Raw genomic sequence first — 11,195 nt, forward strand, 5'->3', positions numbered from 1 at the left:
TCTCCGCCGACCTGCCCGCGCTGCGCCCGGCCGAACTGGCCCGGGTGCTGGGCGCGGTGCCGCCGGACGGCCGGGCCTTCCTGCCGGACTCCCCCGCCGGCCGAACTGGCCCGGGTGCTGGGCGCGGTGCCGCCGGACGGCCGGGCCTTCCTGCCGGACTCCCCCGGGCTCGGCACCACGCTGCTCGCCTGCGCCCCGGGCCACACGCTCTCCCCCGCCTTCGGGGACGGCTCCCGGGCCCGGCACGCGGCCGGCGGGGCGCTCGAACTGCGCCTCGCGGACGTGGAGTCGGTGCGCAGGGACGTGGACACCGGGACGGACCTCGGCGAGGCCGCGGTGCTCGGCCTCGGCCCGCACACCAGCGCGCTGTTCGCCCGCCTGAGCCTGTCCTGAGCCTGCCCTGAGCCTGCCCTGAACCCGTCCCGGCAGCTGCCCGGCCCGGGTCCTGACCTGGTCCGGGGCCCCGGCCGGCCCGCTCGCTATGCTGCTCGCATGCAGGCCACCGCGTTCACCTTCGACCCCGCCACCCGGGCCGGCTCCGTGCTGCTCGACGACGGGACCCCGGTGCCGTTCGACGCGGCCGCCTTCGACGCCGGCGGCCTGCGGCTGCTGCGGCCGGGACAGCGGGTGCGGATCCGCACCGAGGGCACCGGCGAGGCCCGCCGGGTGGTCTTCGTGACGCTCCAGACCTTCCCCGACCCCGCCGGGGGCTGACGGCAGGACCCGGCGCCACCGGGCCCCTGACCGAGCGCAGACCGGCCCCGCCACACCCCGGGCGGCTCCGGGCCGCCGCATGCCGTCGATTCCTGACTAAGCGCCCGGAAATCGAAAGAGCCGCGGCGACCGGTCTCCGTGAATTCACGGAAGGGGGTGCCGCGGCTCCTGGCCGAAAGCCGTCCGGGGACGGCCGCGCGGGACTTACTTGGCAGAGGTCTTGCGCGCGGTGGTCTTGCGGGTGGCGGTCTTCTTCGCCGGCGCCGTCTTCTTGGCCGTGGCGGTCGCCTTCTTGGCGGTCGCCGTGGTCTTCTTGGCGGCAGCCGTGGTGGTGGCCTTCTTCGCCGCGGCCGTCTTCTTGGTCGCGGCCGCCGCCGTGGTCTTCTTGGCGGCGGTGGTCTTCGCGGCCGTGGTCTTGGCAGCCGTGGTCTTCGCCGCCGTGGTCTTGGCGACCGTGGTCTTCGCGGCGCTCTTCTTGGCGGTCGCCGTGGTCTTCTTGGCGGCAGCCGTGGTCGCGGCCTTCTTGGCGGCGGCCGTGGTCGCCGTCTTCTTGGCGGCGGCCTTCTTGGTGGCCGGGGCGGCGGCAGCGGCGGCGGCGGCGCGCTTGGTGGCGGCACGCTTGGCAGCCGGGGTGGCGGCCACGCCACTCTTGCCCGGGGTGAGGGAGCCCTTGGGGGCCTTCTTCACCGAGGGGCCTTCCTTCGGCAGCTTCTTGCTGCCGCTGACCAGGTCCTTGAAGCCCTGGCCAGGACGGAAGCGGGGCACCGAGGTCTTCTTGACCTTGACCCGCTCGCCGGTCTGCGGGTTGCGGGCGAAGCGCGCGGAGCGCTCCACCTTCTCGAAGGTGCCGAACCCGGTGACCGAAACCCGGTCACCGGCCACAACGGCACGGACCATGGTGTCGAGCACTGCGTCGACGGCCTCTGCGGCAGCCTTGCGACCGCCCAGCTGCTCGGCCACCGCTTCGACAAGCTGAGCCTTGTTCACGTCTTCCCCTTCGGAAACGGGCGCCGGATGATTCCATCCGTTCTTTTCGCACGTTAGGTATGTATCTGCGGACTTTCAATTACCAAACGCGCGAATCACCCTAGTGTCGCAATGGATTTGCGCGTCGGCGACCTCAGCCGAGCGGCGGGGGCCCCTCGTCCAGGTCATGTACAAAGCGACTCAACCGCCTTGCCGCCTCCGGAAGATCGCGCTTGGCGGCCTCGGTGACGATGAGGAGTTGACGGGTGAGAGCGGTCTTTGCATCGGCAGACACGTTCAGCGCATGCACGCGGGCGTGAGCTTGCTTCAACCGCTCGGCCACGAGCGCGTAGAGCGCTGCGACTTCCTGGTCGTCCGGCCCCTCAGCTGGTGCGGAGGTGACGTCCGGCCGGTCGTCAATTCGGCGTTCGGATGGCCGGCCCCTGGAGTCCTCCGCTGCGGGTTCGCCGCCCGCGTACGGAGGTTCATGGTGCCGGTGCATGTACTGATTGTGCCATCTACCCGCAGTTGTACTTGCGCGGGGCCCTCTTCCGCAAAGCCAAATGGGCAATCCGGGGCGGGCCGCGACGCTAACTCGTGCTCCGGAACGACGGATGGCCCGGCCCCCCCGAGGGGGGCACGGGCCATCCGGCGGATCGTCAGAATGCTTGTTCTGAGGGGAACTCAGACGACCGGCAGAGTACGGGGCTTGAACGCCGGGCGGGTCGTCTCGAAGGCCGCGATGTCGGCCTCGTTCTGCAGCGTGATGCTGATGTCGTCCAGCCCGTTGAGCAGTCGCCACCGGACGTTGTCGTCCAGTTCGAAGGCCGCCGTGACGCCTTCGGCCCGCACTTCGCGCGCCTCCAGGTCGACCGTGATCTCGGCCGAAGGGTCACTCTCGGTGATCGCCCAGAGCTGTTCCACGGTCTCCTGCGGGAGGACGACCGTCAGCAGGCCGTTCTTCAGGGAGTTGCCGCGGAAGATGTCGGCGAAGCGGGACGAGATCACCGCGTGGAAGCCGTGGTTCTGGAGCGCCCAGACGGCGTGTTCGCGGGAGGAGCCGGTGCCGAACTCGGGGCCGGCCACCAGGACCGTGGCGCCCTGCCGCTCGGGCCGGTTGAGGATGAACGACTCGTCCTTGCGCCACGCCTCGAACAGCCCGTCCTCGAAACCGGATCGGGTGACCTTCTTGAGCCAGTGGGCGGGGATGATCTGGTCGGTGTCCACGTTGCTGCGGCGCAGCGGGACGGCCCGGCCGGTGTGGGTGGTGAACTTCTCCATGGCTCAGGCCTCCACGGCAGCGACGTCGGCGGTCAGGTCGGAGGGGGACGCGAGGCGGCCCAGCACGGCGGTCGCGGCGGCGACCTGCGGGGAGACCAGGTGGGTGCGGCCGCCCTTGCCCTGCCGGCCCTCGAAGTTGCGGTTCGAGGTGGAGGCGCAGCGCTCCCCCGGGGCGAGCTGGTCGGGGTTCATGCCCAGGCACATCGAGCAGCCCGCGTGGCGCCACTCGGCACCGGCGGCGGTGAACACCTTGTCCAGGCCCTCTTCGACGGCCTGGAGGGCGACCCGGACGGACCCGGGCACCACCAGCATCCGCACCCCGTCGGCGATCCGGCGGCCCTCCACGACGGCCGCGGCGGCCCGCAGGTCCTCGATCCGGCCGTTGGTGCAGGAGCCGACGAAGACGGCGCCCACCTCCACCTCGCGCAGCGGGGTGCCGGCCTCCAGGCCCATGTACGCCAGGGCGTTCTCGGCGGCCAGGCGCTCCTGCGGGTCGGCGAAGGAGGCCGGGTCCGGCACGTTGGAGCCCAGCGGGGCGCCCTGGCCCGGGTTGGTGCCCCAGGTGACGAACGGGGTCAGTTCGCTCGCGTCGACGAAGATCTCGTGGTCGAAGACCGCGTCCTCGTCGGTGACCAGGGTCTCCCAGTACGCGACGGCGGCGTCCCAGTCCTCGCCCTGCGGGGCGTGCGGCCGGCCCTTCAGGTACGCGAAGGTGGTCTCGTCCGGGGCGATCATGCCGGCCCGGGCGCCCGCCTCGATCGACATGTTGCAGACGGTCATCCGAGCCTCCATGGAGAGGCTCCGGATCGCCGAACCGCGGTACTCCAGGACGTAGCCCTGGCCACCGCCGGTGCCGATCTTCGTGATGACGGCCAGGATCAGGTCCTTGGCGGTGACGCCCTCGGGCAGCTCGCCCTCGACGGTGATCGCCATGGTCCTGAACGGCGCCAGCGGCAGGGTCTGGGTGGCCAGCACGTGCTCGACCTGGCTGGTGCCGATGCCGAACGCCAGTGCGCCGAAGGCGCCGTGGGTGGAGGTGTGGGAGTCGCCGCAGACCACGGTCGTACCGGGCTGGGTGAGGCCGAGCTGCGGGCCGACGACGTGCACGACGCCCTGCTCGATGTCGCCGAGCGAGTGGATCCGGACGCCGAACTCGGCGGCGTTCCTCCGCAGGGTCTCCAGCTGCACCCTGGAGACCGGGTCGGCGATCGGCTTGTCGATGTCCAGGGTGGGGGTGTTGTGGTCCTCGGTGGCGATCGTCAGATCCGTGCGGCGGACCTTGCGACCGGCCAGCCGCAGCCCGTCGAAGGCCTGCGGGCTGGTGACCTCGTGGAGCAGGTGCAGGTCGATGAACAGGAGGTCGGGCTCGCCCTCCGCGCGCCGCACGACGTGGTCGTCCCAGACCTTCTCTGCGAGTGTCCGTCCCATCGGATTCCCTCCAGCCGGCCGCGTTGCCGGCCTTCTCGTGTTCTTCGAGGTCAAAGCGTGTGCGCCGCCCTGAGACTCCCGGGCCGCTTCCGTCCAGAGTGGCGCTTTTCGCCGGAGATTGAACTTGTGTCTCGCAGAGTGAGACCGCAGTCTTAGCGCATGGACATCGCTCGGGCCGCACCGGGGTGGCGCGCGGGTGACTGTCGAGCGCCGCCCCGAGGGGCCTCGGGACGGCACCTCACCCCCACCCTCCCCGGGCCGCCGGGAGCCCCCGCGGAAAGCCCGAAGGGCCCCGCTCGAAACGGAGCGGGGCCCTTCGGGATATTTCCGGGAAAAGCAAAAAGACCCCGGAACCGGGGTCTTTCCAATTTCTGGCTGGGGTACCAGGACTCGAACCTAGACTAAATGAACCAGAATCACTCGTGCTGCCAATTACACCATACCCCAACACAAAGCAAGGGCCGATGGGCGAGCCCACCGGCTTCCTGCTCTGAAGTACCCCCGACCGGATTCGAACCGGCGCTACTGCCGTGAGAGGGCAGCGTGCTAGGCCGCTACACAACGGGGGCTTTCCAGGTGATCCCTTGCGGGATCAGTACCCCCGACCGGATTCGAACCGGCGCTACTGCCGTGAGAGGGCAGCGTGCTAGGCCGCTACACAACGGGGGCTTTCCAGGTGATCCCTTGCGGGATCAGTACCCCCGACCGGATTCGAACCGGCGCTACTGCCGTGAGAGGGCAGCGTGCTAGGCCGCTACACAACGGGGGCTTTCCAGGTGATCCCTTGCGGGATCAGTACCCCCGACCGGATTCGAACCGGCGCTACTGCCGTGAGAGGGCAGCGTGCTAGGCCGCTACACAACGGGGGCTTGATCTTCTTTTGTGCCGTACTGACGTACTGCGCTGGGGTACCAGGACTCGAACCTAGACTAAATGAACCAGAATCACTCGTGCTGCCAATTACACCATACCCCACCAGAGTTGAACCCCTGCGGGCCCTTCTCAGGCGTTGCGCCTCTCGGTCGGTCCCTTCCGAGGGGCTTTCGCTCCCTCGTCCGTTCCCTCCCGGGCGGCGCAGAAAGAACATTACCCGACGTCGGCCCCGGCTCCAAAATCGATAACCCCAGGCAGCGGACGGGAGGCCTGCGGATGACCTCCGGGTACGCCGCGGGCCCGGCACGAAGCCGGGCCCGCGGCCTGCTCAGCGGCCCGCTCAGGCGGCCGGCAGGGCGTCCAGGGCGCCGCGCAGCCGGCGCAGCGTCTCGGGACGTCCCAGCAGCTCCATGGACTCGAACAGCGGCGGGGAGACCCGGCGGCCGGTGACGGCCACCCGCAGCGGCGTGAAGGCGAACTTGGGCTTGATGCCCAGCCCGTCCACCAGCGCCTCGCGCAGCGCGGCCTGGATCGGCTCGGGGGTGAAGTCCGCGAGCTCCTCCAGCGCCTTGATGCTGGTCTCCAGCACCGGGCGGGCGTCCGCGGTCAGCACCTTGGCCGCGTCGTCCGGGTCGAGGGCGAACTTCTCCGGCGCCACGAACAGGAAGCCGGCCATGTTCACGATCTCGCTCAGCACGACCATCCGCTCCTGGGTGAGCGGCGCCACCTTGGCGAGCAGGTCCAGCTGCTCGGCGGTCGGCTCGGCCGGCAGCAGGTCGGCGCCCTGGAGGAAGGGCACCAGGCGGCGGACGAAGTCCTCGGGAGCCAGCCGGCGGACGTGCTCGGCGTTGATCGCCTCGCACTTCTTCAGGTCGAAGCGGGCCGGGTTGGCGTTCACCCGGGCGACGTCGAAGGCGGCGACCATCTCGTCCATGTCGAACAGGTCGCGGTCCTCGGACAGCGACCAGCCCAGCAGGGAAAGGTAGTTGAGCAGGCCCTCGCGGATGAAGCCGCGCTCGCGGTACAGGTTGAGCGAGGACTGCGGGTCGCGCTTGGAGAGCTTCTTGTTGCCCTCGCCCATCACGTACGGCAGGTGGCCGAAGCGCGGGGTGGTGCCGTTGCCGACGCCGATCTCGGCGAGCGCGGCGTACAGCGCGACCTGCCGCGGGGTGGAGGACAGCAGGTCCTCGCCGCGCAGCACGTGGGTGATGCCCATCAGGGCGTCGTCCACCGGGTTGACCAGGGTGTACAGCGGGGCGCCGTTGGCCCGGACGATGCCGTAGTCCGGCACGTTCTCCGGCTCGAAGGTGAGCGTGCCGCGCACCAGGTCGTCGAAGGAGATCGTCCGGTCCGGCATCCGGAAGCGCAGGATGGGCTCGCGCTTCTCCAGCTTGTAGACGGCGACCTGCTCGTCGGTCAGGTCACGGCAGTGGCCGTCGTAGCCGGAGGCCTTGCCGGCCGCACGGGCGGCCTCGCGGCGGGCGTCCAGCTCCTCGGTGGAGCAGTAGCAGTGGTAGGCGTGGCCGGCCTCGTGCAGGCGGCGGGCGACGTCCGCGTAGATGTCCATCCGCTGCGACTGGCGGTACGGCGCGTCCGGGCCGCCGACCTCGGGGCCCTCGTCCCAGTCCAGGCCGAGCCAGCGCATGGCGTCGAGCAGCTGGTCGTACGACTCCTCGGAGTCGCGGGCGGAGTCGGTGTCCTCGATCCGGAAGACCAGCGTGCCGCCGTTGTGGCGGGCGTAGGCCCAGTTGAAGAGGGCCGTGCGGACCATCCCCACGTGGGGGTTGCCGGTCGGGGACGGACAGAAGCGAACCCGGACGGCCGGGTCAGTGTTAGCCACGCTTGATCACCTTGTTGGTGAGAGTGCCGATGCCTTCGATGGAGACGGCGACCTCGTCGCCGACGTTGAGGGGGCCCACCCCTGCGGGCGTGCCGGTGAGGATGACGTCGCCGGGCAGCAGCGTCATGGCCTCGGAGATGTGGACGATCAGCTCGGCGACCGAGCGGATCATCAGGGAGGTGCGGCCGTTCTGGCGGGGCTCGCCGTTGACCGTGCAGGTGATCGCGAGGTCGCTCGGGTCGAGGTCGGTCTCGATCCACGGGCCCAGCGGGCAGGCCGTGTCGAAGCCCTTGGCCCGGGCCCACTGGCCCTCGCGCTGCTGGATGTCCCGCGCGGTGACGTCGTTGGCGCAGGTGTAGCCGAGGATCACCTCGGGCACCCGGTCCAGCGGCACCTCGCGGCACATCCGGCCGATCACCACGGCGAGTTCGGCCTCGTGGTGGACGTCCGACGAGAACGGCGGGTAGGCGATGTTCTCGGTCGGGCCGATCACCGAGGTGGACGGCTTGAAGAAGGTGAGCGGGACGTCGGGGACGTCGTTGCCCAGCTCCGTCGCGTGCGCCGCGTAGTTGCGGCCGACCGCCACGATCTTGTTCGGGAGCATCGGGCTGAGCAGCCGGACGTCCTGGAAGCGGTAACTCTCGCCGGTGGGCTGGGGCTGGCCGAACGGGTGACCGGCCAGCTCGTGGACGACCAGCGAGTCGGGCTGGGAAGGGTCGCCCTCCACCACACCGAAGGAGACGCTGCCGGCGGCAGGGCTCCCCTCCCGGACGGAAAACCTGGCAATGCGCACGGCTGGGCTACCCCTCGCTTCGTCGGCCGCCCGGGGCGCGCCCGGGCGCTGGTGGGCGCCCCGCCCGCAGTGGGCGGGGCCCCGTCAATCGGCCTCCAGGCTATCGCGTGGGGCCCCGGCCGACCGCTTTGCCCCTGTTCAGCGCGGTCCGGGTGACAACGCGCGGTTCGGGGCGGCAACGGCCGGGGGCGCCGCCGTCACGGCTGTGACGACGGCGCCCCCGGTACGGCGTTGCCCGGTCAGTCCCGCACGACGACGACCGGGGCGACCATCAGCTGGATGCGGCGCGGGTTGGCGGTGACGCCCGGCAGCTCGGTGCCGTAGGTCACGACATCCTCGGGCTTGCGGGCACCCGGGATCTTGCTGAAGTCCTCGACCGAGGCCAGCGTCGTCCGGCGCGGGTTCGCCGTGGGGCGGCAGGACAGCGTGGACTTGGTGGCGTTCTTCGCCTGGGACATCGAGAGCACCTCGTGGTCACGGCCGGCCGGATCGCGGCGGATCGGCACCGGCCTGAGTTGATTCCGATTGATTCGGAGGGGTTCTGGGCAGGCTGGTCTGGGCCGTGCTCCGGAGAGAGTCAGGTTACGAGATCTCATTCCATAGAGGCCGTGACCAAAGCTACACATTGGACTGTGATTTTGCTCACAAAATGATGAGCAAAACGCAGATATCCGACATATCGCCACAGCGGGATATTCCGACATTTCACCGATAAGGTGCATTCGGGAAGGTCCCCGACTCTTCCCGACCACGGCTATTCTTGGCATGTATCCGGCGAGTGTCCGAAAAAGGCGGTATTCCGGACCCGTTACCGCACAGTCCGTGAGACTGTGCAAGCGGTCGGTAGCGCCGGAGGCCTGGTTCCTGCGGCCCTTGTTGGGATTCCCCGGCTGTGCTGGAATGCGACGGACCGTGGGTAGGGAGTGGTCCACCCCGGTGCCCGCTCTCCCGGACCGGCCGGGGTGCGGATGGAAACTCGACACCGTCCAGGCCGTGGCGACGCGGCGGGACGCCCGGTCCAGAGGTTGCGACGCCAGTGCAGGGACGTTTCAAAAGGGGTAGCGGCGCCGCGGGTAACCCGGAGTCGCGTGAGCCTGTGGCAGCCCCTCAACAGGCGGCGGCCCCCGACGGCCCGGCCGAGCCGGTGACACCCGAGCCCCCCGGCCGCCCGGAGGAGGACGGCCAGGAGCGGAAGTCCGCCCGGGACAAGCTCCGCACCTCGCTGACCCGGCGACGCGCCACCGGTCTGAACCGGCTCGCGATGCGCAACTGGCGCATCCGCACCCGGCTGATCGCGCTGCTCGCCCTCCCCGTGATGGTCTCGCTGGTCCTCGGTGGCCTGCGCATCCAGAGCTCGATGGAGAACTCGCAGCAACTCGCCCAGATGGCCAACCTGTCCGACCTGGCCAAGAAGGCGACCAACCTCGCGGACGCGCTCCAGACCGAGCGCGACATCAGCGCCGGCCCGATCACCAAGGAACCGACCGCCCCGCTGGACGACGACATCGTCGCGGCCCGCAAGTCCACCGACGACCTGAGCCGCACCTTCACCGCGTCCTCCGACAAGTTCGAGAACCTCGAACTGTCCGGCGGAAAGGCGCTGTTGCTCCAGATCCGCAAGGACCTGAACTCGATCGCGGACACCCGCAGCCTGCCGTACCAGAACAACCAGAACATCCAGTCGACGATCACCGCGTACGACGTGATCATCCGCGACCTGCTGTCCATCACCCAGGACATCGCGCTCGCGTCGAACAACAAGGACCTGGTCGTCTCCACCCGCGCGCTCCAGCAGTTCTCGCTGGCGAAGAACGCGACCTCGCAGCAGCGGGCCCTGATCAGCGCCGCGCTCGCGAACCCGAAGAGCCCCGACCTCAGCGCCAGCGACGAGTCCTTCGGTATCCGTCTGCGCAGCTCGTACGACAACGCGATCGCAAGCTTCAACAACATCTACACCGCGCACGACCTGGACAACCTGCGCAGCCAGCTGAGCTACAACTCGGTGGTCGCCGACGCCGACCGCTACGCCTCCACGATCCTCACCCAGAGCGGCATCCGCCAGACCGAGGCGGTCAGCTACAAGGACTGGTACGAGAAGGCCAGCGCCAAGATCACGGCCGAGCGCCGGATCGAGTCCAAGCTCATCGAGAACCTGGACGGCAAGGCCCAGGACCTCCAGGCCCAGGCCGACGCCGACGCCCTGATCATCGGTGTCGCGGTCGCCCTGGTGCTGCTCGTCGCCCTCGGTGGCGCCGGTCTGATCGCCCGCTCGATGGTGCGCTCGCTGACCCGCCTCCAGGCCGCGGCCGAGGACGTCGCCGAGCGCCGCCTGCCCGAGCTGGTCAAGACCCTCTCCGAGGCCGACCCGCACGACGTCGACACCACGGTCGAGCCGGTCGCCGTCGACTCCACCGACGAGATCGGCCACGTGGCCCACGCGTTCGACATGGTGCACAGCGAGGCCGTCCGCCTCGCCGCCGAGCAGGCCCTCCTGCGCGGCAACATCAACGCGATGTTCACCAACCTCTCGCGCCGCAGCCAGGGCCTCATCCAGCGCCAGCTGTCGCTCATCTCCGAGCTGGAGAGCCGCGAGGCGGACCCGGACCAGCTGGCCAACCTCTTCAAGCTGGACCACCTCGCGACCCGCATGCGCCGCAACGGCGAAAACCTCCTGGTCCTCGCCGGTGAGGACCCGGGCCGCCGCTGGACCAGGCCCGTTCCGCTGGTCGACGTCCTGCGCGCCGCCGCCTCCGAGGTGGAGCAGTACGAGCGCATCGAACTCGCCGCCGTGCCGTCGGCCGAGGTCGCCGGCCGCGTCGTCAACGACCTCGTCCACCTGCTCGCCGAGCTGCTGGAGAACGCCACCTCGTTCTCCAGTCCGCAGACCCGCGTCCGGGTCACCGGCCACGCGCTGCCGGACGGCCGGGTGCTGGTCGAGATCCACGACACCGGCATCGGCCTGAGCCCCGACGACCTCTCCGAGATCAACGAGCGCCTCGCCAACCCGCCGACGGTGGACGTCTCGGTCTCCCGCCGCATGGGCCTCTTCGTGGTCGGCCGCCTGTCGCTGCGCCACGGCATCCGGATCCAGCTCCGTCCCAGCGACTCCGGCGGCACCACCGCGCTGGTCATGCTCCCGGTGGACGTCACCAACTCCGGTGACCGCCGCGGCGCCGGCCGCCCCGGCTCCGCCCGGCCCTGGCTCACCCTGCGCCACCAGGACCCGTCCGAACCGCCGGTGCACCTGCGCTCCAGGCCCCGCCGGATGCCCGAGGTCACCGACGACAGCGCCCAGCCCGA

9 protein-coding genes, 6 tRNA genes and 1 pseudogene are annotated in these 11,195 nt (G+C 70.1%); 3 read left to right on the forward strand and 13 right to left on the reverse strand.

Annotated elements, in window-relative coordinates; genetic code table 11:
* Nucleotides 1-393: pseudogene (locus tag BU198_RS21700) on the forward strand (hypothetical protein); the annotation flags it as partial.
* 99 nt (nt 394-492) lie between these two features.
* Entirely contained in the window at nt 493-714 is a 222-nt protein-coding gene (locus tag BU198_RS21705; protein ID WP_188298534.1) for a hypothetical protein, read from the forward strand.
* Nucleotides 715-918: 204 nt separating this feature from the next.
* On the opposite strand, the gene BU198_RS21710 is transcribed toward BU198_RS21705, so the two are convergent.
* The 13 genes from BU198_RS21710 to BU198_RS21770 all read right to left on the reverse strand — a co-directional run bounded on the left by BU198_RS21710 (nt 919) and on the right by BU198_RS21770 (nt 8,401).
* Nucleotides 919-1,701 (reverse strand): HU family DNA-binding protein, encoded by a 783-nt coding sequence (locus tag BU198_RS21710; protein ID WP_188298535.1) that lies wholly within the window; start codon nt 1,699-1,701, stop codon nt 919-921.
* Nucleotides 1,702-1,834: 133 nt separating this feature from the next.
* Nucleotides 1,835-2,182 (reverse strand): hypothetical protein, encoded by a 348-nt coding sequence (locus BU198_RS44275; RefSeq protein WP_223244747.1) that lies wholly within the window; start codon nt 2,180-2,182, stop codon nt 1,835-1,837.
* Between the two features lie 182 nt (nt 2,183-2,364).
* Entirely contained in the window at nt 2,365-2,961 is a 597-nt protein-coding gene (gene leuD, locus BU198_RS21720) for a 3-isopropylmalate dehydratase small subunit (RefSeq protein WP_188298536.1), read from the reverse strand.
* Nucleotides 2,962-2,964: 3 nt separating this feature from the next.
* Nucleotides 2,965-4,389 (reverse strand): 3-isopropylmalate dehydratase large subunit, encoded by a 1,425-nt coding sequence (gene leuC / locus BU198_RS21725; protein WP_188298537.1) that lies wholly within the window; start codon nt 4,387-4,389, stop codon nt 2,965-2,967.
* Between the two features lie 372 nt (nt 4,390-4,761).
* Nucleotides 4,762-4,836, reverse strand: a tRNA-Gln gene (locus BU198_RS21730).
* Nucleotides 4,837-4,885: 49 nt separating this feature from the next.
* Nucleotides 4,886-4,958: transfer RNA gene (locus BU198_RS21735), tRNA-Glu, on the reverse strand.
* A 27-nt stretch (nt 4,959-4,985) separates the two neighbouring features.
* Nucleotides 4,986-5,058: transfer RNA gene (locus BU198_RS21740), tRNA-Glu, on the reverse strand.
* A 27-nt stretch (nt 5,059-5,085) separates the two neighbouring features.
* Nucleotides 5,086-5,158 (reverse strand) — tRNA-Glu (locus tag BU198_RS21745).
* 27 nt (nt 5,159-5,185) lie between these two features.
* Nucleotides 5,186-5,258 (reverse strand) — tRNA-Glu (locus tag BU198_RS21750).
* 34 nt (nt 5,259-5,292) lie between these two features.
* Nucleotides 5,293-5,364: transfer RNA gene (locus BU198_RS21755), tRNA-Gln, on the reverse strand.
* 238 nt (nt 5,365-5,602) lie between these two features.
* Nucleotides 5,603-7,102 carry a glutamate--tRNA ligase gene (gltX, locus tag BU198_RS21760; RefSeq protein ID WP_188298538.1) on the reverse strand — a complete coding sequence of 500 codons (1,500 nt, stop codon included), beginning with the start codon at nt 7,100-7,102 and terminating at the stop codon, nt 5,603-5,605.
* Nucleotides 7,095-7,895, reverse strand: coding sequence for a fumarylacetoacetate hydrolase family protein (locus BU198_RS21765; RefSeq protein ID WP_188298539.1), 801 nt, complete (start codon nt 7,893-7,895; stop codon nt 7,095-7,097). Before BU198_RS21765 ends, gltX begins: the two co-directional genes overlap by 8 nt.
* Nucleotides 7,896-8,134: 239 nt before the next feature.
* Nucleotides 8,135-8,401: a hypothetical protein gene (locus BU198_RS21770; protein ID WP_317620244.1), complete on the reverse strand. Its 267-nt coding sequence runs from the start codon at nt 8,399-8,401 to the stop codon at nt 8,135-8,137.
* 590 nt (nt 8,402-8,991) lie between these two features.
* On the opposite strand from BU198_RS21770, the gene BU198_RS21775 reads away from it, so the two are divergent.
* Nucleotides 8,992-11,195: nitrate- and nitrite sensing domain-containing protein (locus BU198_RS21775; RefSeq protein WP_317620245.1), on the forward strand; the 2,204-nt coding region annotated here is incomplete at its 3' end.

It is taken from the genome of Streptomyces sp. CBMA156, from assembly GCF_014596515.1.
Lineage (GTDB): Bacteria > Actinomycetota > Actinomycetes > Streptomycetales > Streptomycetaceae > Kitasatospora.

Coding starts and splice junctions, on each gene's coding strand:
- leuC (WP_188298537.1), bottom strand. CDS start 4,389: ATGGGACGGACACTCGCAGAGAAGGTCTGGGACGACCACGTCGTGCGG.
- leuD (WP_188298536.1), bottom strand. CDS start 2,961: ATGGAGAAGTTCACCACCCACACCGGCCGGGCCGTCCCGCTGCGCCGC.
- BU198_RS44275 (WP_223244747.1), bottom strand. CDS start 2,182: ATGCACCGGCACCATGAACCTCCGTACGCGGGCGGCGAACCCGCAGCG.
- BU198_RS21705 (WP_188298534.1), top strand. CDS start 493: ATGCAGGCCACCGCGTTCACCTTCGACCCCGCCACCCGGGCCGGCTCC.